Origin of the sequence: Fusibacillus kribbianus (genome assembly GCF_030053595.1) — a bacterium.
GTDB classification, from domain to species: domain Bacteria; phylum Bacillota; class Clostridia; order Lachnospirales; family Lachnospiraceae; genus Lientehia; species Lientehia kribbiana.
Genome location: NZ_JASGBQ010000011.1, coordinates 12,233 through 32,703, shown reverse-complemented (window position 1 = coordinate 32,703; position 20,471 = coordinate 12,233). Strand labels below are relative to the sequence as shown.

Sequence of the window (20,471 nt, the reverse complement as noted above, 5' to 3'; positions counted from 1 at the left end):
GAGAGAGTAAAGGAAGCGGGAGGAAATGACAGCGATGTTTGCAGAGAAAATGGTAGAGCTTGGGAGCAGACGCTCCACGATCCGCGAGATTTTTGAGTTTGGCAACAAGCGTGCGACTGAAGTGGGAAGAGACAATATTTTTGATTTCAGCCTGGGAAATCCCAATGTGCCGGCCCCGCAGACGGTCAGTGACGAGATCGTCCGTCTGGTGACCACGGAGGATGCGGCGGCTCTTCATGGGTATACCAGTGCCCAGGGAGATGCGGTGGTGCGCAGTCAGATCGCCGAGTCCATCAACAGGACCCACGGTACCCATTTTACGGGCGACAATCTGTATATGACAGTGGGTGCGGCAGCTTCCCTGTGCGTATGCTTTAAAGCCCTGGCGGAGGAGGGAGATGAGTTTATCGCCTTTGCTCCTTATTTCCCGGAATACAAGGTGTTTGTGGAGGGAACCGGAGCGAAGCTTCAGGTGGTGCCGGCGGATATTGACAGCTTCCAGATCAATTTTGATGCCTTTGAGACACTCCTGAATCCGAAGACAAAGGCAGTCATCGTCAATTCTCCCAACAATCCTTCCGGTGTTGTCTATTCGGAGGAGACGATCCTTAAGCTGACGGCTCTTTTGAAGGAAAGATCGGAGGAATACGGTCATCCCATTTATCTGATCTCCGATGAGCCTTATCGGGAAATTGCCTTTGACGGTGTGAAGGTGCCGTATCTGACTGAATACTATGACAATACCTTTGTCTGCTATTCCTACAGTAAGTCGCTGTCCATGCCCGGAGAGCGGATCGGCTATGTGGTCGTCCCCGGTGAGATGGAGGATTTCAAAGCCGCCTATGCAGCTGTCTGCGGAGCAGGGCGTGTGCTGGGCTATGTATGCGCTCCGGCCCTTTTCCAGAGAGTGGCAGCTTCCTGTGCCGGACAGACCTCCGACATTTCCGTCTACCGGAAAAATCGGGATATCCTTTACAACGAGCTGACCAGGATGGGATATACCTGTGTGAAGCCGGAGGGAGCCTTCTATCTGTTCCCCCGTTCCCTGGAGCCGGATGCCAATGCGTTCTGCGAAAAGGCGAAAAGTCTGGATCTGCTGCTGGTGCCCGGAGACGATTTTGCCTGCCCCGGACATGTGAGAATTGCCTATTGCGTGAAGACAGAGATGATCGAGAGATCTCTGGCTGCTTTTGAGAAGCTGGCGCAGATGTATCGATAAAAGAGTTTCATTATAAAAGCTTCGAAAAAAAGCTGCAGGGAGGATCCGTCAGTGGGCGGACTTCCTGCAGCTTTTTCAACTAAAAATTCTTTGTTTCAAAACCGTTTATTTCGCTGTGATCATGGTTCCGGTTTTTCCGTCCATCGCTTCCCGTGCCTTGGAAAGATCGGTGATGATCGCCTTTCTGCCGGGGCGGGCGGAGACAAATTCCACGGAGGCCTCGATCTTGGGAAGCATGGAGCCTGCCTCAAACTGATTCTGCTCCATGTATGCGTGGGCCTCGGAGGCGGTGAGACTGTCTAAAAACTGTTCATCCGGCTGCTTATAATTGACCGCAACCTTTTCCGTACCGGTCAGGAACAGAAGGGTATCCGCATCGACCATATCTGCCATGCGGGCTGCAGTCAGATCCTTTTCGATGACGGCACTGGCACCCTTCAGACGGGTTCCCTGCTGAAGAACGGGAATTCCGCCGCCACCGCCGGCGATGACAAGCTGATTGGCGTCCAGAAGGGCACGGATCGCATCGATCTCATAGATGTCGATGGGCTTCGGTGCGGCGACGATCCTGCGATATCCTTTTTCTTCCCTGACAACGTAATTGCCCTTGGCAGTTTCCGCGCGGGCCTCATCTTCGCTCATATAGCGGCCGATGACCTTGGTGGGTTCGCTGAAGGCCTCATCAAAGGGATCCACCCGCACCTGGGTGATGATGGTGGAAACCGGCTTGAAAATACCGCGGTTTAAAAGCTCTGTCCGGATGGCATTCTGCAGGTCATAACCGATGTAACCCTGACTCAATGCGCCGCACACCGACATGGGAGCGACCGTATATTCCGGTGAGAGACGGCTGAACTCTGTCATGGCCGTGTGGAGCATACCGACCTGAGGACCGTTTGAAAAGGTAATGGCCATCTGATATCGTTCTTCCACCAGGTCTGCGATGGCGCAGGCCGCTTTTGTTACTGCCTGCTTCTGGTCAGGAAACAAAGTGCCGAAGGCGTTTCTTCCCAGAGCAACCACAATCCGTTTATTGTTCATGATAATCCCTCGTTTCTGTCTTAAAGTATTTATCAGTATACCATGAAACCGGAAGTTTTCCTAGCATTTATTTTAGATAAACAGGCGAACGTTGACAGGAAAACATCGGTTTACTATAATGGGATCAGAAACCTTCGCATGACGGCAAAAAGGAGGCTGTGAATATGGAAGGAAAGATTGAAAAAAGAGATTTTTACATGGATTCGGAAAATAAAGGGCAGAAGCTTCACTGTGTTGCATGGCAGCCGAAAAACGGTGAGGTGAAGGCTGTGCTGCAGATCGTACACGGCATGGTGGAATATGTGGAGCGGTACGGGGAGTTCGCCTGTTATCTGGCAGAGCAGGGGTACGCTGTCATTGGACATGATCATCTTGGACATGGGAAAACGGCTCAGACAGAAGAAGAGCTGGGATATTTTGCCGAGCAGGACGGCGATCGTCATGTGATTGCCGACATGTACCGGCTCACCTGTGAGGGAAGACGGCTCTGGCCCGGAGTGCCCCTTGTCATCATGGGACACAGCATGGGCTCCTTTTTTACAAGAAAATATCTGACAAAATACAGCAGGAAGGTGGACGGAGCGATCATTATGGGGACCGGCTTTATGGCGCTTCCCCTTGTCGCCTTCGGAAAAGCGGCAGCAGGACTGATCTGCCGGGTCAAGGGAGATCACTGCAGAAGCAAATTCCTGTATAAGCTGACGCTGGGCGGCAACAACCGCCGCATCAAGGACTGCAGGACAGAAAATGACTGGCTGAGCAACAACCGGGAGTCGGTGGATGCCTACAATCAGGATCCCTTCTGCAGCTTTATGTTTACGGCGGGAGCCTATCGGGATTTCTTTTCTGTTCTGGTGGATCTGGCAAAAAAGAAGGACTTTGATACAATGAACAGAAAGCTTCCTCTGCTTCTTGTGGCCGGGGAGGAGGATCCGGTGGGCAATTACGGAAAGGGCGTGAAGGCTTGCTGTAAGCAGTTTCAGGTTCTGGGCTTTACTGATGTCACCATGAAGCTTTATCCCGGGGACCGCCACGAGATCCTCAATGAGCTTGACCGCGGCGTGGTTTACGATGACTTGAGAAACTGGCTTGACCGGGTCGTGACGGGTTAGGGAAAGGCTGGATGTGCGGAACCCACAATATCTTAAAGGAAATTTCGCAAAAAGAACTAAAAGTTTACCGTTAAGTATCCGAAAAAATCAGGAAAAATATCAATGAATTTCCTAAGCTGTGGGCTGAATCCATGATGCTGAGAATCGACAGAAAATTTTGGGGTCGAGCTGCATACGGAAAGATTTCAGGTGCAATTACAATACGATTCTGCTATAATATAGAAATCATATGCTGTACAGCAACAGAATCGGAGTAATATTATGTTCAGAGAAATTAGTAAAGAAAAGGCATTTGACGATATTTTAGATCAGATCATAGAGAATATTCAAAACGGCACCCTGAAGGAAGGGGATGCGCTTCCTGCAGAACGTTCCATGGCAGATGCTCTGGGGGTGTCCCGGCCGGTACTGCGGGAAGTCCTTCGCGCATTGGAACTGATTGGAGTAATTAAGAGTGTGCAGGGCGGAGCCAATTACATTGCAGAGGATCTGGAGAGCTGCCTGATCGGTCCACTGTCAATCCTGTTTCGTATGAACAACAGCAATGCACTGCATGCCCAGCAGCTGCGTTCCGCATTGGAGCAGGAGGCGGCCCTGTTGGCAGCGCAGAACTGTACCCCTCTGGATGCGGCGGAACTGCAACTTATCATTGCACAGCTGGATGCAGCAGAGGATGAGAAGATACGCGGCAATCTTGATCGGAAGCTCCATATCAAGATTGGAAAGATGACGGGAAATTCTATGATTTTCAGTGTGATGAGTGCGTCGGCACAGCTTACTGAAATGATTATCAGCGGGATTCGAACCTATATCATGCAGAAGGATAACTCTGTGTCAGAGGTGGATGAGCAGCATCGCAGGCTGGTGGAGGCTATCGTGAATCACTTGCCTGAGCAGGCAGAGCGCTGCATGAGGGAACATATGGATACGGTGGAAAAGTACGTACGGGAGATCGCAGACCAAAAGAGAAGCGATAAATAAAACAGAGTAAGTTAAGACTGAACTGCAGCCATTTGCACAGTTCAGTCTTTTTTATGGAAACAAATGTTACTGTAAAATTTTATTTTTGGTATTGCTTTTTTATAAAAACAATGATATAATCCATTTCAAAATTGGTATTACCAATAAAATGATAAGTAAAACCAAATGGGAGGACTTATATGGGGTACGTAAAATGGAGCTATGATACGCTCAATCGCTTTTGTCACGATGTTTTTTGCAGATTTGGATTTACGGAAGAGGAGAGTAAAACCATTAAAGATGTTTTGCTCACGGCAGATCTTTTTGGAATTGAGTCCCATGGTATGCAGAGAATGGTTCGCTATCACAAGGGGATTGAAAAGGGAACGATCCATCCGGAGGCAAAGCCGGAGATCGTGTTTGAGACACCTGTTTCTGCTGTGATTGACGGACACAATGGTATGGGACAGCTTATTTCTGCTTTTGCTATGGAGAAAGCAATTGAAAAAGCGAAGAGTACAGGAATCGGTATGGTTACGGTTCGTGAGTCCAATCATTTTGGAATCGCCGGATATTATGCCAAAATGGCCAGTGATCAGGGACTGTTAGGTATGGCATGCACCAACTCCGAAGCCATCATGGTTCCTACGTTTGGAAGAAAGGCTATGCTGGGCTCCAATCCTATTGCGGTAGCCATGCCTGCGGAACCTTATCCGTTCCTGTTTGACTGCTCCACCACCGTGGTCACTAGAGGAAAACTGGAGATGTACAACAAGATGAATAAACCTCTCCCCCAAGGCTGGGCGCTGGATAAGGACGGACATGAAAGCACATGCGCTCCGGAGGTGTTGAAAAATATTACTTCGAAGCAGGGCGGCGGTATCATGCCTCTTGGCGGCAATGAGGAAGCAAGCGGCAGTCATAAAGGATACGGTTACGGAATGCTGTGTGAACTGTTCAGTTCCATTATGTCTCTTGGAGTTACTTCAGATCAATGCTGCACCTTCAAGGATAAGACAGGGATCTGCCACGGATTTATTGCGGTCGATCCGGCAATTTTCGGAGATGCAGAAAAGATTAAGATGCATTTGTCAGAGTATCTGGAGACACTTCGCCGGAGCCCGAAGGCAGAGGGGCAGGAGCGCATTTATACACATGGAGAAAAAGAAGTGTATGCCATGAAAGAGCGTATGGAAAATGGAATCCAGGTAAATGACAATACGATGGTAGAACTGGCAGAGCTGTGCCATTACCTGAAGATGGATTTCGGTTCCTATTTTAAAGATTATAAGCTGCCGGAAAACAGCACATTTTTTACGGGAAATTATTGATCCTTGAGAGATCGTTGGTTTCACAGAAAAATTCAGGTTTCAGAAAAGTGGATCCTGTACTGTTTACAGAAAATGATTCGGGAGGAAAATAAAATGGATTATGCAAAGGAATCTTTACGGCTTCACAATGAGTGGAAGGGAAAAATACAGGTAGTGGCGAATGTCCCTGTGGAGACAAAGGATGATCTGTCCCTGGCATATACTCCGGGAGTGGCACAGCCTTGCCTGGAAATTCAAAAGGATATTGACAAGTCCTATGATTTGACAAGAAGATGGAATATGTGTCTGGTGGTGACAGACGGTTCTGCAGTTCTTGGCCTGGGAGATATCGGACCGGAAGCAGGTATGCCGGTTATGGAAGGAAAATGCGTTCTGTTTAAAGCATTTGGTAATGTAGATGCATTTCCGCTCTGCATCAAATCAAAAGATGTGGATGAAATTGTAAATACAATTTATTTGATTTCGGGCTCTTTTGGCGGCGTGAACCTGGAGGATATTTCAGCTCCGAGATGCTTTGAGATAGAGAAAAAGCTGAAGGAAAAATGTGATATTCCAATTTTCCATGACGATCAACATGGTACTGCTGTAATTACTCTCGCAGGTCTGAATAATGCCATGAAGCTTACCGGAAAGAAAAAAGAAGCGGTCTCCATAGTAATAAACGGTGCAGGTGCAGCGGCAATCTCAATTGCGCGCCTGCTTCTGAAAGCCGGATACCGTGATGTGACATTGTGTGACCGGAAGGGAGCCATTTATGAAGGCCGACAGGAAGGTATGAACTCTGTCAAAGAGGAGATGGCGAAGCTTACTAACCGTTCAAAGAAGCAGGGAAGCCTTGCGGAGGTCATTCAGGGTGCTGACGTATTCATCGGTGTATCTGCTCCCGGCGCATTGACCACGGAGATGGTCAGAACAATGGCGAGGGATGCGGTTATCTTTGCATGTGCAAATCCCGTTCCGGAAATTTATCCGGAGGACGCGAAGGCGGGCGGTGCAAAAATAGTTGCCACAGGAAGAAGCGATTTCCCCAATCAGATCAACAACGTGCTGGCATTCCCGGGAATCTTCCGGGGAACTTTCAATGTAAGAGCCAGAGACATCAATGATGAAATGAAGATCGCGGCAGCTGACGCTTTGGCAGGCCTCATCAGCGATGAAGAACTGGATCCGGATTACATTATTCCGAAAGCATTTGACAAGAGAGTCGGCCCGGCTGTAGCAAAAGCAGTAGCAGAGGCAGCCAGAAGGACGGGAGTGGCGAGAAAGTAAACAAAAACCAAATTTGGCTCGTTTTATGATAAAGCAAGCGTTTGGTCGGCTGCAGATATGGCTTGACCGAATTGTGAAAAGATAGTATTTTATATATAGAAGAAACAGGCAGGAGGCGTCTGTCTCCTGCCAAATTAACATTTCTGAGTTTATTCTTTTATTCTGAAGCTTTCTGCTTCAGAGTCCTATGTTTCCCAAAAAGAAGAAAAAATTTATCATGTAGGAAAGGAGTTCTGATTTGTACAGCAGAGTTTACAGTGCTGCCCTTTACGGCTTGGAGGGGCGGCTGATTACCGTGGAGGCCGATTTGAGCGACGGCCTTCCAACCTTTGAAATGGTAGGGACGCTCTCCGGCGAGATCAAGGAGGCGGCTTCCCGGGTGCGGACAGCACTCAAAAATACGGGCTGGCGTCTGCCGCCGAAACGGATCGTGATCAATCTGGCACCGGCCAATGTGCGGAAATACGGAACGGCCTTCGATCTGCCGGTCGCAGTAGCAGTTTTGGCGGCAATGGGAGTTATTCCGGCGGAAAATCTGCAGGGAATTCTTCTGGCAGGCGAACTGGGCCTTGGCGGTGAAGTGCGGCCGGTGCCGGGGATTATGGCACTGGCGGAATGTGCCGGGGAAGCGGGACTGTCCTGGTCAATGGTTCCGGCACAGAATGCCGGGGAGGGAGCCGTCTGCGGAAAGATCAGGGTCTGCGGTGTAAAGAGCCTGGGAGAGGCGGTGAGATTTCTGCAGAGACCGAAGACCATGACGGCGGTATCGCCGGATCTGGGCGGCTTTTCCCCGGACGGGGACAGTTATCTGGCAGATGTGAAAGCTTCCGTGGATTTTCAGGATATCCGGGGCCAGCGGGCGGCAAAACGGGCAGTGGAGGTGGCTGCGGCGGGCATGCACAACCTTTTGCTCTCCGGTCCGCCGGGAGCGGGAAAAACCATGCTGGCCAGCAGCATTCCCGGCATCCTGCCGAGGCTGACTCTGGAAGAGAGCAGGGAGATCAGCCGGGTGTACAGCATTTGCGGCATGCTGCCGGAGGGGCAGGCGCTCTTTCTGAAAAGGCCGTTCCGGGCACCGCACCATACGGTGACGGTACCTGCGCTCATTGGAGGGGGACGGCTCCCGAGACCCGGGGAGGTATCTCTGGCCAGCCATGGGGTCCTGTTTCTGGATGAATTGCCGGAAATGTCTCTTCATACCATCGAAGCGCTTCGTCAGCCGCTGGAGGATAAGCGGGTGGTCCTTTCCAGACTGCACGGTTCCTGCGAATTCCCTGCCGGTTTTATGCTGGCAGCGGCTATGAATCCCTGTCCCTGCGGATATTATCCTGACAGAAACAAGTGCAGATGTACGGAGTATCAGATCAGAAAATATCAGGAAAAGCTGTCCAGACCCCTGATGGATCGAATGGATATCCGGGTGCTGGTGGAGCCGGTCCCTTTTGAGGCTCTCAGAAACAGAGGAAAGGAGGAATCCTCTGCAGCTGTCAGGGAGCGTGTGGAAAAGGCGAGACTGATTCAGAAAAGGAGGTTTGCCGGAACCGGGATCCTCTACAATTCAGAAATTCCGGCAAAGGAAATTCAGAGCTTCTGTCCCATAGGCGAAAAGGAAGAGGCATTTTTACAAAAGGCCTTTGAGGTGATGCATATCAGCGCCAGGGCCTGTCATCGGATCATCCGGGTGGCGAGAACCATTGCCGATCTGGCCGGCGAGGAACAGATCGGCGTCTGTCATCTGAAGGAAGCGGCAGCCTACCGTGTGGACCAGTATTGAAAAAGGAGAAAACACATGGCTCTTAATAAGAGAGAATACAGCTTCTGGTTCTGCAGCCTTTCCCGTCTGACGGCACGGACGAAAAGCCGGCTGAAGGAGGTACTGGGCGGGGAGGAAGAGCTTTACCGGGCTTCGGAGAAAGCGGTGAAGGAGGTACTTCAGTCTGTTCCGCGAGTGAGAAACCGGGAGCGGATCTGGGAAATGCTTCTGGAAAGCCGGGATGAGGAACGGATCCGGCGGGCATATGACAGGATGGAACAGGCCGGGATCCGGCTGGTGACAAGGGAGGATCCTGAATTTCCGGAAAAACTGGGAGGAATCGTCGACTGCCCCTCAGGTCTGTTCGTAAAAGGAAGACTGCCCGATCCAAAGCGGCCGGCTGCGGCTGTCGTAGGGTCCAGAAGCTGCAGCTTTTATGGAAGGACGGCGGCCCAGGAGCTTGGCAGGACACTGGCGAAGGCCGGAGTTCAGGTGATCAGCGGACTTGCGCTGGGAATTGATGCAGCGGGCCACCGGGGAGCACTGGACGTTTGCGGAAGGACCTTCGGAGTTCTGGGATGCGGACCGGATCAGATCTATCCCAGGGAGAATGAAAGCCTTTTCGGAAGGGTAGCAGAGGCCGGAGGCCTGATCTCCGAATATCCACCGGGAGTGGGGCCGGAGGCCTGGCATTTTCCGGCCAGGAACAGGATCATCAGCGGACTTTCGGACAGCATCGCCGTGGTGGAGGCGGGGAAAAAGAGCGGTTCCCTGATCACGGCATCCTATGCGCTGGAGCAGGGAAAGGATATCTGGGCAGTGCCGGGAAGGATGGGAGAGTATCTGAGCCAGGGAACCAATATGCTTATTCGGGATGGGGCATTTCTTCTCACGGAGCCGGAGGATATACTTATGAGCTGGAATCTGACCGGAAAAAGAAATTTTGAGAAAACAAAGTTATCTCTTGATAAAAATGAAGAAAAGGTGTATAGTTGTCTCGATTCCGACCCTAAATCTGAAGAAAGGCTTTGCGCAGAAAGCGGACTTGACAGCGCCGTGGTCGCTGCCGTTTTGGTGGATTTGGAGCTGGAAGGACTGGCTGTTCAGCCGTTTCGGCATTATTATGCGGCGAAAAGAGATAAAGGAGAGTAGTATGGCGAAGTATCTGGTTATTGTGGAGTCCCCGGCGAAGGTCAAGACAATAAAAAAGTTTCTGGGTCAGAATTATGACGTGGAAGCATCCAACGGACATGTAAGAGACCTGCCGAAAAGCCAGATGGGCATTGATGTGGAACATGATTATGAACCAAAATATATAACGATCCGCGGAAAAGGAGATATCCTGGCAAATCTGCGGAAAAAAGTGAAGAAAGCGGATAAGGTCTATCTGGCAACTGACCCGGACCGGGAGGGAGAAGCCATTTCCTGGCATTTGATGGCGGCCCTTAAGCTGGAGGACAAGAAGGTACGGAGGATCAGCTTTAATGAGATTACAAAAACCGCAGTGAAAGCATCCTTAAAGGCGCCCAGAGCGATCGATATGGATCTGGTGGACGCTCAGCAGGCGCGGCGTGTTCTGGACAGAATGGTGGGTTACAGCATCAGTCCTCTTCTGTGGGCAAAGGTGAAGCGGGGACTTTCTGCAGGCCGTGTCCAGTCGGCAGCCCTTCGGATCATCTGTGACAGAGAGGAAGAAATTTCTGCATTTATTCCACAGGAATACTGGAGCCTGGAGGCCGACGTTCTCTGTGAAGGGGAAAAGAAGCCCATGCGGGTGAAATTTTACGGCGACAGCAAACAGAAGCTTACGATCGGGAATCGGGAGAGCCTGGACAAAATCATCGAAGCGGTAAAAAAAGAAGAATTCCGGATCTCCGATATCCGTGTGGGAGAGAGGGTGAAGAAACAGCCCCTTCCCTTTACCACCAGTACCCTGCAGCAGGAGGCGGCCAACGTCCTCAATTTTTCCACCCAGAAGACCATGCGTCTGGCCCAGCAGCTTTACGAGGGTGTGGATATCAAGGGAAACGGAACGGTCGGTATCATCACTTATCTTCGTACCGATTCCACCCGCGTGTCTGAGGAGGCGCAGGCCTCTGCAGCCAGGTTTATCCAGGCGGAATATGGAGAGGAATACGCGCTTGCGGAGGAAAGAAAAGAAAAAAATGGCGGGAAGATCCAGGATGCCCATGAGGCGATCCGTCCGACGGATATTTCCATGACTCCGGCGAAGATCAAGGATTCTCTGTCCAGAGATCAGTTCCGGCTTTATCAGCTGATCTGGCGGAGATTTACGGCCAGCAGAATGGCGGCGGCAGTCTATGAGACCACCAATGTGAAGCTGGATGCAGGAGAGTACCGTTTTACGGCAGCTGCCTCCAAGGTGAAATTTCCGGGATTTTTGAACGTCTATGATGAGCAGGATGAAAAGAAAGAGCCGAATGCTCTGGCAAAAAATCTGACAATGGATACAAAGATCTCCCTGAAGGAGTTTGATTATAAGCAGCACTTTACGCAGCCGCCGGCCCATTACACGGAGGCATCCTTAGTGCGGGCGCTGGAGGAGGCCGGTATCGGGCGTCCAAGCACCTATGCGCCCACCATCACCACCATTATCGCCAGAAGGTATGTGGCAAAGGAAAATAAGAATCTCTATGTGACCGAGCTTGGTGAGGTGGTCAATCACATTATGAAGGAGGCCTTCCCCAGTCTGGTGGATGTGGCCTTTACCGCCAACATGGAGTCGCTTCTGGATGGCGTCGCCGAAGGCGTTGTAAAATGGAAAACGGTGATCCGAAACTTTTATCCGGATCTGATGGAGGCAGTAACAGAGGCACAAAAGCAGCTGGAGACTGTTAAGATCGAGGATGAGGTTACCGATGAGATCTGTGAGAACTGCGGCAGAAACATGGTCATCAAATACGGCCCCCATGGACGGTTTCTGGCCTGTCCCGGTTTCCCGGAGTGCCGGAATACGAAGCCGTATCTGGAAAAGATCGGAGTGCCCTGTCCCTTATGCGGCGGCGAAGTGGTTATCCGGAAAACCAAGAAGGGAAGACGGTATTTTGGATGCAGCAATCATCCGGAATGTGAATTTATGTCCTGGCAGAAGCCTTCCTCACAAAAATGTCCGAAATGCGGTAATTATATGGTAGAAAAGGGAAATAAGCTGATTTGCTCCCAGCAATCCTGCGGCTACCTGATGGAAAAATAGAAATATTTGAAAAAATGATAATTTAATAAAATAATTCGGAAAAGTATTGTAATGTTTAGGAAAATGTGATACGCTAATTTCAAATATAACTTATTACCCTAAATAGAGCAGGAGGCCGGCAATGAGTGTACAATTATTGGATAAGACCAGAAAGATCAACAAATTGCTTCATAACAATAACTCCAGTAAGGTAGTCTTCAATGATATTTGTGCAGTGCTGAGCGAAATTCTCGATTCCAATATCCTTGTGATCAGCAAAAAGGGTAAGGTGCTTGGCGTAGGATTAAGCGATGGAGTGGATGAGATCGAAGAGTTGATCGAAGATCAGGTGGGTGGATATGTTGATAAAATGCTGAACGAAAGACTGCTCAGTGTTCTTTCCACCAAAGAGAATGTAAATCTGGAAACCCTTGGTTTTGAGGAAACAAACGTTAAAAAGTATCAGGCGATTATTACCCCCATTGATATTGCGGGAGAACGGCTGGGAACGCTGTTTATCTACAAATCTTCCAACCAGTACGGTATCGATGATATCATCCTGAGTGAGTATGGTACCACAGTGGTCGGTCTGGAAATGATGCGTTCCGTCAATGAGGAGAATGCAGAAGAGACGAGAAAGGTTCAGATCGTAAAATCTGCCATCAGCACATTGTCCTTCTCTGAGCTGGAGGCGATTCAGCATATCTTTGAGGAGCTGGAGGGAAGCGAGGGAATCCTGGTGGCCAGCAAGATCGCAGACAGGGTGGGGATTACCCGTTCTGTGATCGTCAACGCCCTTCGCAAATTTGAAAGTGCCGGAGTCATTGAATCCCGTTCCTCCGGTATGAAGGGAACTTACATCAAGGTGCTCAATGATGTGGTGTTTGATGAACTGAAAAAGCTGAAGGAACCGGTGTAGGTGATAAAAGCTGAAATAAAGAGGATGGAAGGCACAGGCTGAGATTACAGTCCTGTGCCTTTTTGACTGCGCCATGCAGCCCACGTTTCAGAAGCGGCATCGGTTGACGCAGGCAAAGATCTCCTGGAGTCTGGGCAGAGCCAGGAAAGGCGGGCAGTCTGACGAGACGATGGATTCCAGTCCCTCCGATGTGAGTGTTTCATACAGGTGTCTGAGCTGATCGGACAGGGAAGCATCCGGATGGCCATGGATCACCAGATATTGAAGAATGGAGCCAAGTGCTCGTGTCTGCTCTTCATCCACCAGCTGCTCCACGTAGCGAAGATCTATGGTTTCCCGGTCAAAGCTCAGAGAATCCTTTCCCATGGTGCGGATCTTTACACCGCGGCTGTCCTCCCGCTTCCCGGCAGAAAGACAGAGCCTTCTCGACAGATTGACTGAGGGGAAAGGGACATCCTTTTCGGCAGCAGGAACGAGAGCGGCCTCTTTTTTGGCAAAATCTGTGATGTCGACCGCGTGATAGCTGTCCATCTGTATGATCGTATCTGCCTTTCGGAAAAAGGCTCCGGAGCTCCCGACAACAAGGATCGTGGAAATTCCGTATTCCTCATAGAGGGGACGGATACGGGCAAGGAAGGGGGTGATGGGTTCCTTGTCAGGGGCAATGACCCGCTGCATAAGCTCATCCCGGACCATGAAATTGGTGGCGCAGGTATCCTCGTCGATGAGAAACAGTCCTGTGCCGGCCTCCATTCCCTCCACGACTCCCGCGGCCTGAGAGGTGCTGCCACTGGCGTCCTCGGTGGAGAAAAGCCGGGTATCCTTTTTATTGGGCAGATGGTTGATGAAGGGGGAGATGTCCACCTTTTTGACGACGCGTCCCTCCTCGGCACGGAGCTTTACAGCAGTGGCATCGGTGATGACAAATTCCCGGCCGTCACCGGAAACGTGGTTATAGACACCTGCCTCCAGGGCTTTCAACAGGGTGGATTTTCCGTGGTAGCCGCCTCCGACGATCAGGGTGATCCCCCGTCGGATTCCCATGCCGGTGACGGTACCGCGGTGGGGAAGGGTCAAAGAAATCCGCAGAGAATCCGGTGAGGAAAAGGGAACGGCTCCCGGCAGAGGAGCATTTGATACACCGCTTCTTCGGGGAAGAACGGCTCCGTCGGCAACGAAGGCAGCCAGCTCATTTTCGGTGAGCAGAATTCGTAAAGCCTGTTGATCCTCATACAGGTCGATGGCGTTCCGGAGGGCTTTCTGATCCGTGTTTCTGCTGTACAGGGCATTTTTGACTGCCCTGGGCAGATAGTCGAAAAGGATCTTTTTCAGCTCTCTGGCGTTGATAGTGCGCCCATTGGCGGGAAAACCGGCTTCAAAGCGCACGAGAATGGTGTGGCTGTCCCGGTCAATGGTACAGGCAGTGCGGCCAAGCACCTCCTGTCCGGGCCTGGTGGTAAAGAGGGCACCGCTTTTTCCGGATCCCCTGGCCTGAAACGAGTACTCCTGAATTTCCTTTGCAAAACGACGCAGAAGGAAATCGCAGAAAGCGGTTTTTCTGTCCGGGGTACGCCAGAGGTCCGGAGAAAAACCGGAGGCCTTGTCTGTGATGTGGATGGTCAGCCTGGACGGAGAGGCGAAGGGGTCTCCCTGTACATGGTCGATGGAGAGGGAATAATCGCCGAAATCATAGGCACCTTTCAGTGATTTATAGGCTGGATATCCCTTATGATCGATCTCGCGGAGCATGATATCAAGCTGTGAAGAAGATTTCATTATATCAGTTCCTTTCTTTTACATTGAAGTTAAAGTGATCCGACTTATTTTTCGGTCTATTATGATTGTAGCACAAGAATCAGATTTTTTTGGAAAAAATCAGTTCAGAACATTGACATTTTGAAATAAAAGGACTATAGTTTGAGGCAGTCAAAGATAACAGTGCAATGATAAGGAAAGTAGAGTTGGAAGGATGCACAGAGAGCTGCGGTATGGTGTGACGCAGACATCCTGAAAACCTGAAGATCACCTTGGAGCTTTCTGCCCGAAGGAGCCGCTTTTTGATGAGGTCGGTCCTGTGTAAGGCGGAACGGGTAACATCCGTTAGAAATGTTTGCTGTTGATGGACAGCATGACGAGTGGTCGGGCATTCCGGCAAGAAGAGTGGTACCGCAGAGGATTCAGCCTTTGTCTCTTTGGAGACAGAGGCTTTTTTTGACTCCGAACCAGGTTATCAAAGTGCCGTTTTCTCTGACAAAATAATACGACAGCAAAAGGAGAACGAGAAAATGAAAGTGATGGAAAAAATCAGTGACTTTATCGGAAAGTATATGGCAGTTCTTGTGCTTGCGGTGGCAGCACTGGCGCTGTTTGCACCGTCGACGGTAAGCTTTGTTAAGACAAGTTATGTAAACACCCTTCTTGGTATCGTTATGTTCGGTATGGGACTTACATTGAAAGCGGAAGATTTTAAAGTGGTATTCAGTCATCCTAAAGATGTGATTTTTGGTGAATTGGCCCAGTTTTTGATTATGCCGCTTCTGGCTTTTGGGCTGACAAAGCTTTTCCGGCTTTCACCGGAGCTTGCCATCGGTGTAATTCTTGTGGGAACATGTCCTGGCGGAACTTCTTCTAATGTAATGACGTATCTGGCGAAAGGAGATGTGGCATTATCTGTGGGAATGACAGGGGTTTCAACGATCCTGGCACCTTTTATCACTCCGCTTCTTACTTATCTGTATGCCGGTCAGACGGTAGAGGTTGATATGATGAGCATGTTTTTATCAATCATCAAAGTCGTGATCATTCCTGTCGTAGCCGGTGTGATCATCAACAAACTGTTTTCTGAATTTACAGAAAAAGTGACAAAAATCCTTCCGCTTATTTCGGTGCTGGCCATTGTGGCAATTGTTGCGGCAGTCGTGTCGGCCAATTCGTCAAAGATCATGACCAGCGGTCTTCTGATCATGGCAGTTGTGGTTCTTCATAACTGCGGTGGTTATGCTCTTGGATTTTTTGTGGCCAGACTCCTGAAAATGGATATGAAGAAGAGAAAAGCCATTGCCATCGAGGTGGGCATGCAGAATTCGGGACTTGCCACTTCACTTGCTGCAACACATTTTGCACAGTATTCTCTGGCAACAATTCCGGGAGCTGTATTCAGTGTATGGCATAATATTTCCGGTGCGGTTTTTGCAAATTTCATGGCTAAAAAAAAGTGAAAAATACTTGCAATCCCATAGATACCGTGTTAAAATGATAAGGCTGAAAAAATGTCACGCAGATGGATTCTTCAGACGGTGCCGGAGCTCCGGTCTCTGAGGAAGACAGAAATCTGCGGAAGATCAAACCAAATGGAGGAAAAAGACATGAGCGTTATTTCAATGAAGCAGCTGCTGGAAGCAGGCGTACACTTCGGACACCAGACAAGAAGATGGAACCCCAAGATGGCTCCCTATATCTACACTGAGAGAAATGGTATCTACATCATCGACCTTCAGAAATCTGTCGGCATGGTTGACGATGCTTACAAGGCAGTGGCTGATATCGTAGCTGACGGCGGTACCATTCTTTTCGTAGGAACCAAGAAGCAGGCTCAGGATGCCATCCAGACTGAGGCAGAGCGCTGCGGTATGTATTATGTAAACCAGAGATGGCTGGGCGGCATGCTGACCAACTTCAAGACCATCCAGAGCAGAATCCAGAGACTTCGTGCCATCGAGAAGATGCAGGAAGACGGAACCTTCGATGTACTTCCCAAGAAGGAAGTTATCGCTCTCAAGAAGGAGATGGAGAAGTTAGAGAAGAACCTGGGCGGCATCAAGGAAATGAAGAAGCTGCCTGACGCTATCTTTATCGTAGATCCCAAGAAAGAGAGAATCTGTGTTCAGGAGGCTCACGCACTGGGTATTACTCTGATCGGTATTGCTGATACCAACTGTGATCCTGAGGAACTGGATTATGTGATCCCCGGCAACGACGATGCAATCCGTGCCGTTAAGCTCATCGTTTCCAAGATGGCAGACGCTGTCATCGAGGCAAAGCAGGGCGAGGAAGTTACTGAGGGTGCAGCAGAGGCTGAGGAAGCAGAAGCTGAGGCAGTTGAGGCTTAATTTAAGGAGACAGCCCTTCGGGGACATTAGCAGTGCAGCGGATATACGGATCCCGACTGCGTGCAATGTATCATATCGAGAAAGGATTGGAAAAAATTATGGCAGCAATTACAGCAGCAATGGTAAAAGAGTTAAGAGAAATGACCGGCGCCGGCATGATGGACTGCAAGAAGGCTCTTGCAGCAAATGACGGTGATATGGATGCAGCAGTTGAGTTCCTGAGAAAGAACGGACAGGCCAAGGCTGAGAAGAAGGCAAGCAGAATCGCTGCTGAGGGTCTTGTAAAGACCGTGATCAGCGGAAACTGCGCTGCTGTTGTAGAAGTAAATTCCGAGACAGACTTTGTTGCAAAGAACGAGACCTTCCAGGCATACGTTGCAGAGGTTGCAGCTCAGGCAGTTGCATCTGATGCAGCAGATATGGACGCTTTCATGGAAGAGGCATGGAATGCAGATCCTTCCAAGACTGTGAAGGAAGCTCTGGTTGAGAAGATCGCTGTGATCGGTGAGAATCTGAAGATCAGACGTTTTGAGAAGCTGGTTGAGGATAACGGCTGCATCGTTGAGTACATTCACATGGGCGGCAAGATCGGTGTTCTGGTTGACATTGAGTCTGATGTTGTGAATGATGCAGTAAAAGAGATGGGCAAGAACGTAGCTATGCAGATCGCAGCTCTGAGCCCCAAGTATATCGACAGAAGCGAGATCAGCGAAGAGTATATTGCACATGAGAAAGAGATCCTTATGGCTCAGATCCAGAACGATCCCAAGGAATCCCAGAAGCCTGCCAAGGTGATCGAGGGTATGATCAACGGACGTATCAATAAAGAGCTGAAGGAGATCTGCCTGGTAGATCAGGTATATGTAAAGGCTGAGGACGGAAAGCAGACCGTAGCCAAGTACATCGATGAGGTTGCAAAGGCCAACGGCGCAAAGATTTCCGTTAAGAAGTTCGTTCGTTTCGAGACCGGTGAAGGCCTTGAGAAGAAGAGCGAGAACTTCGCTGAGGAAGTTGCAAAGCAGATGATGTAATCAAAGAATTTTTACCTTTTTAAAATCATAAAATCTATGAAGGCCCGGAATGCCTTGTGGATACTTGTTTTTTTGTTTCCATAAGGTTTTCGGGGCCTTTTTCTATGGCCTGACGAAAAGTCGTCAGGAACCGCCAAAAACCGTCAAGGACCAATCCAATTTGAGTAAATTTTGAGTAACGATTTGAGTAACATAAATTTTAGATAGTAATTTGAGTAATACAGAGTAACTTATTGTAATCTACTCACGCAATGTTTCCGGCACTACCTGTATTCGGCTTTCTTCGCCGGATAGTGAGGGATATTACATTTAAGCATAATAAAATGACCGCTATGGCGGTCATAATAAAAACCAAAAAGCAAACAGCGGAACGGTGCTACCAACACCTTCACTGCTAGGACCCAGACTCCCGAACAGCTTATACCACGGCTTGCTTTCGATTACTTTCAGTATATCGGTCTACCGATAAAATGTCAAGGATAATCACAGCAAAATTTAATTCCCGTATGGTAAAAAGGTAAAGCATTTGTTGGAACACTGGATTCCCGCAGATGCTTTTTTTGGTGTAAAGAAAGGAGAGGCCGATGGGACGCATAAATAAAACAGAGACTACACTATGTGCCTATGGCTGGGAGCTGGCCGGTTGGCTGCAGCAAGTGTTAAGCACCGCCGACTCGGAAGACGGAAATGCGGAAAGACCATCTGAGGAAGAAATCTGCCGGATGGCCGAGTATCTAAGGAGACTGGATGGACAAGTGCGTCTGCCATTGGTGACGCCATTTATATCTGTATCAAAGGAAGGAGAAGAAGAATGAAACTGGACAATGACAAGATTATCATTGAGAGCCGCTATGAGATCGATGATATCCAGGAAATGATTGACTGTTATCTTAAATATGGGAAGCCGAAAATGGTGACAAAAGAAGAATTGGAGCGGATCCGGAAAAAGTTGGATGCCCTGTATATGTGCTGGTAACATAAATCCAAAAGATTTGACTCGGAGAGGAGGTGGAAAGCATGAGAAAACAAAAGTATAGCGTGTATTATAGGAGCATAAACGCAAAGCTGACAAAATCAGAAAGAGGACTGTTTAATTTGCTACTTACCCGCCAGAACGAGAGCGGATGTGTGCGGGGCGTCTATTACCGGGAGTGCTGTGAGATTCTGCAGATATCCTATCAGGGCTTTTATGATAGTCTGCATGGACTGGAAAAGAAAGGTTTATTAAGAACACAGAAAAATGATTATTACGATATTGATGTCTGGATCCTGGATAATGATTTTAAAGATGGGGACTATGCAGATGGATATATCAATATGTCAAGGGCTATGTACAGTGATCCGGAGTTTTTGAGGCTTTCCGCCGGTGCCCAGATCATAGCAACGGATGCCATGCGATTTGATGATACTAATCACACAACTTATCGTATCGGTATCAAAAAACTATACAACAAGTATACGGAGTTTTTGGGGGTTAAGCGTCGGTCCATCAAAGCGTATCTGGAGGAATTGCGGCCATTTTTTTCTATTGGTATGAGAAATGGAGTGTGTTACATAGAGCCGTTGTCTCGGGCGGTACGCGGCCTTAAAGGCAACAGATCGGAAACCGATAAGGAAACGCTGCATCGCCATTTGGTCCGGGTGGAGTGCCGGCGAAACCGGATTAAAGAGGCACCAGAGCAAGTAATCCGGGAAACAGCGGATCTGTTTATCCAGTACGGAACTGAGATCCAAAAATGGAATGAAAAGCACCCTTATAACAGGATTACCTTGCCCGGTGTTATTAAAAAGAGTCTGCAGACGATCAATGCTAAGACAAAGAATGTTTATAAATGGATACGGACTCTGCGCCCGGCTTTGGTCCACAAGTTATTGCGTAACCTATTGGGCCTTGATCGATCTATGCAAATACCAATTATAGACTAAGAAAACAAAATAAGATGAAAACAGATTTAGTATATATCAATACACTAAGTCTATTTTGCGTATGCAAGAACTTTAAAAATTAAAAGAATTATCAAGTAGTGATGGCCAAAAAGGAGGCTGTCACTTTTTTTGTTTTGATGCAGATAATCCATTCAAATTTTATGCACAGTCAGAATATGAAATATTCAACTTTATTGACATAGAATGTTAATATATTCCATTTTAAGGAAGAAAATCAAAAAAACATCCCGGATTTTTGCCGCGCAAAATAACCTGGAAGCATTGTAACTGTGGGCTTTTTTGGGTATTATAAGAGCCGTATATATCACTACTATATAAATACTCACTCTTATGTATATTGATATTTTCTACTGCAAAATATCAGATCCTTTTTGCAGATCAAAAGATAAACTTGCAGATGGCATAGGGAGATTATGAAAAAAACATCGTCACCTATGTAAAATGCAAGGCTTAACTGCACTCACTGCGCTCGGCCTTGCATTTCACATTTTGATGTGCTCATCACATCTTCGCGACGATGAAGGGAAAAGACAAGCCAACAGAAGCTTCCCATCGTCACGATCCAGCATAGCACATCAAAACGGCTC

Annotated in this window: 17 protein-coding genes and 1 other annotated feature; of the genes, 15 read left to right on the top strand and 2 right to left on the bottom strand. The window is 48.8% G+C overall.

Annotated features, from left to right (window positions below; genetic code table 11):
• Positions 1-34 precede the first annotated feature (34 nt).
• Positions 35-1,219 (top strand): pyridoxal phosphate-dependent aminotransferase, encoded by a 1,185-nt coding sequence (locus QJ036_RS07670; RefSeq protein WP_283230837.1) that lies wholly within the window; start codon positions 35-37, stop codon positions 1,217-1,219.
• Between the two features lie 105 nt (positions 1,220-1,324).
• Here QJ036_RS07670 and arcC read toward each other — a convergent pair whose 3' ends face one another.
• Positions 1,325-2,260 carry a carbamate kinase gene (gene arcC / locus QJ036_RS07665; RefSeq protein WP_283230802.1) on the bottom strand — a complete coding sequence of 312 codons (936 nt, stop codon included), beginning with the start codon at positions 2,258-2,260 and terminating at the stop codon, positions 1,325-1,327.
• A 164-nt stretch (positions 2,261-2,424) separates the two neighbouring features.
• Between arcC and QJ036_RS07660 the strand changes: the two genes are divergently transcribed.
• From QJ036_RS07660 to codY, 8 genes are all read left to right on the top strand, one after another.
• Positions 2,425-3,372 (top strand): alpha/beta fold hydrolase, encoded by a 948-nt coding sequence (locus tag QJ036_RS07660; protein WP_283230801.1) that lies wholly within the window; start codon positions 2,425-2,427, stop codon positions 3,370-3,372.
• Positions 3,373-3,633: 261 nt separating this feature from the next.
• A complete protein-coding gene (locus QJ036_RS07655; RefSeq protein WP_283230800.1) occupies positions 3,634-4,353 on the top strand; it encodes a FadR/GntR family transcriptional regulator in 720 nt (239 codons plus the stop codon).
• Positions 4,354-4,532: 179 nt separating this feature from the next.
• Entirely contained in the window at positions 4,533-5,663 is a 1,131-nt protein-coding gene (locus QJ036_RS07650; protein ID WP_283230799.1) for an Ldh family oxidoreductase, read from the top strand.
• A 93-nt stretch (positions 5,664-5,756) separates the two neighbouring features.
• Positions 5,757-6,932: an NAD(P)-dependent malic enzyme gene (locus QJ036_RS07645; RefSeq protein ID WP_283230798.1), complete on the top strand. Its 1,176-nt coding sequence runs from the start codon at positions 5,757-5,759 to the stop codon at positions 6,930-6,932.
• A gap of 238 nt (positions 6,933-7,170) precedes the next feature.
• The gene (locus QJ036_RS07640) at positions 7,171-8,706 is read left to right on the top strand and encodes a YifB family Mg chelatase-like AAA ATPase (RefSeq protein WP_283230797.1); all 1,536 of its coding nucleotides are present in this window, start codon (positions 7,171-7,173) and stop codon (positions 8,704-8,706) included.
• 15 nt (positions 8,707-8,721) lie between these two features.
• Positions 8,722-9,837 (top strand): DNA-processing protein DprA, encoded by a 1,116-nt coding sequence (gene dprA / locus QJ036_RS07635; protein WP_283230796.1) that lies wholly within the window; start codon positions 8,722-8,724, stop codon positions 9,835-9,837.
• A gap of 1 nt (position 9,838) precedes the next feature.
• Positions 9,839-11,899 (top strand): type I DNA topoisomerase, encoded by a 2,061-nt coding sequence (gene topA, locus QJ036_RS07630; RefSeq protein ID WP_283230795.1) that lies wholly within the window; start codon positions 9,839-9,841, stop codon positions 11,897-11,899.
• 121 nt (positions 11,900-12,020) lie between these two features.
• The gene (codY, locus tag QJ036_RS07625; protein ID WP_283230794.1) at positions 12,021-12,797 is read left to right on the top strand and encodes a GTP-sensing pleiotropic transcriptional regulator CodY; all 777 of its coding nucleotides are present in this window, start codon (positions 12,021-12,023) and stop codon (positions 12,795-12,797) included.
• A gap of 87 nt (positions 12,798-12,884) precedes the next feature.
• Here codY and QJ036_RS07620 read toward each other — a convergent pair whose 3' ends face one another.
• On the bottom strand, positions 12,885-14,573 hold the full coding sequence (locus QJ036_RS07620) for an ABC-ATPase domain-containing protein (RefSeq protein ID WP_283230793.1): 1,689 nt from the start codon (positions 14,571-14,573) through the stop codon (positions 12,885-12,887).
• Between the two features lie 158 nt (positions 14,574-14,731).
• Positions 14,732-14,992 (top strand) — a binding site (T-box leader).
• Between the two features lie 90 nt (positions 14,993-15,082).
• On the opposite strand from QJ036_RS07620, the gene QJ036_RS07615 reads away from it, so the two are divergent.
• From QJ036_RS07615 to QJ036_RS07590, 6 genes are all read left to right on the top strand, one after another.
• Positions 15,083-16,015: a bile acid:sodium symporter family protein gene (locus QJ036_RS07615; RefSeq protein WP_283230792.1), complete on the top strand. Its 933-nt coding sequence runs from the start codon at positions 15,083-15,085 to the stop codon at positions 16,013-16,015.
• 147 nt (positions 16,016-16,162) lie between these two features.
• Entirely contained in the window at positions 16,163-16,906 is a 744-nt protein-coding gene (gene rpsB / locus QJ036_RS07610; protein ID WP_283230791.1) for a 30S ribosomal protein S2, read from the top strand.
• 98 nt (positions 16,907-17,004) lie between these two features.
• Positions 17,005-17,937, top strand: coding sequence for a translation elongation factor Ts (gene tsf, locus QJ036_RS07605; protein ID WP_283230790.1), 933 nt, complete (start codon positions 17,005-17,007; stop codon positions 17,935-17,937).
• Between the two features lie 584 nt (positions 17,938-18,521).
• Positions 18,522-18,752: a hypothetical protein gene (locus tag QJ036_RS07600; protein WP_283230789.1), complete on the top strand. Its 231-nt coding sequence runs from the start codon at positions 18,522-18,524 to the stop codon at positions 18,750-18,752.
• Positions 18,749-18,913, top strand: coding sequence for a hypothetical protein (locus QJ036_RS07595; protein ID WP_283230788.1), 165 nt, complete (start codon positions 18,749-18,751; stop codon positions 18,911-18,913). Before QJ036_RS07600 ends, QJ036_RS07595 begins: the two co-directional genes overlap by 4 nt.
• 41 nt (positions 18,914-18,954) lie before the next feature.
• Positions 18,955-19,863, top strand: coding sequence for a hypothetical protein (locus QJ036_RS07590; RefSeq protein WP_283230787.1), 909 nt, complete (start codon positions 18,955-18,957; stop codon positions 19,861-19,863).
• The last annotated feature ends 608 nt before the right edge of the window (positions 19,864-20,471 follow it).